At 41.1% G+C, this 1,332-nt stretch carries 1 protein-coding gene; it reads right to left on the bottom strand.

From position 1 onward, the window contains the following. Positions 1-652: reverse transcriptase N-terminal domain-containing protein (locus ACFX4H_RS26780; RefSeq protein WP_377436614.1), on the bottom strand; the 652-nt coding region annotated here is incomplete at its 3' end. Between the last annotated feature and the right edge of the window lie 680 nt (positions 653-1,332).

Raw genomic sequence — 1,332 nt, forward strand, 5'->3', positions numbered from 1 at the left:
ATCTTTTGATGAGAGTGTTTCCTGGAAACATAGATGTTTGTTCTACTATCCAATCATGATTAAGATGGTCAAAGCATCCTAAAAAATCTCCCTCAAATACCCACTTTTTCTTACTATTCGTGTTAAGCTTATTAAAAAGATTACTTATAGCATCGTGTGTGCTTCGTTTAGGACGAAAACCGTAAGAAGTTGGTTCAAACTTGACCTCCCATTGTGGTTCGAGTGCGTTTTTTACTATGTTTTGATACACTCGATCTCGTATCGTGGGGATACCGAGAGGTCTCATCTTTCCATTTTTCTTCGGGATAAACGTTCGTTTTGCTGGCTTTGGACGATGTCGAAAGACATTACATTTAACTATTTGTTTATAAAGTTTGATACGTTCGCTTGGTTTTGAAGCCGTATAGCCATCTACACCAGGTGTTCGCTTACCGTTATTTTGTTGTGTTACTCTGCGAATGGAAAGCAGTAGATTTGCTTTACTCCGTAGGAGTAAACGTTGAAGTTTCCTTACTTTTCTTTGTTGATTTTTCTGTTCGGCACGATAAATTCTTTGTCGTAACTTCCCTACATATTTTTGTATAATACTCCAATCAATAGAGTACCAATCTTTATGCGAGACGTGCGCCGACGCTCGTAGAGAGGTATTCATAACAGCACGCTCCTTTTCGTTAGAAGATAGCCACAAATTTATTTTCGTGTTGAAGACCCATGAGAAGTGGGCGCTCTTTCGAGCCTGTCATTGTCAATAGAGACGACAGTATCCGTCCAGTTATACAGTGTTTCTGCTTTCCTGTCCCTTTTCAGGGTAACGGCTTTCGCTTTTTTCTCATATCCCATACCCTCTGCCACATCGTTTGACTTTACAGTCATCCTACTGCTTATGCAGATGACATAGGGCTTACCAAGTTCCACTTCCTACAGATGCGATAGGGGTAGGTAGGTTCTTTACTCCGGGCAAGATGCGGGACGCATCAGAGCAGCATTATGATTCTACTTTTCCTCTTGCCAAGACCCAAGCAAAGCTGTGCATTATCTTGAGCTAACCCTTACGAAGCTTACAAACCTTCACTTTCGTTTACCATACCTATCTTCTCCTAGCAGTATTCTGGACCATGCATTTGTCCTCTGTTTCCACATTTCCTCATGCAACCGACAGACTCGTTACCAAGAATGCCGTTTCGGATGGAGATCATCTTTGCGTCTAGATAAGTAGCGTTAGCTACACTGTAAGAAAGCGACTTCTTGTCGCACCATAAAACAGCTTATCGGCACTGAAAAAAATCTTCGTTTAAAAGATCTTTTTAACTGCTCATTCAAGTGCTTTTCCTA

This window comes from Peribacillus sp. YIM B13477 (assembly GCF_042787955.1).
GTDB lineage: Bacteria > Bacillota > Bacilli > Bacillales > DSM-1321 > Peribacillus > Peribacillus frigoritolerans.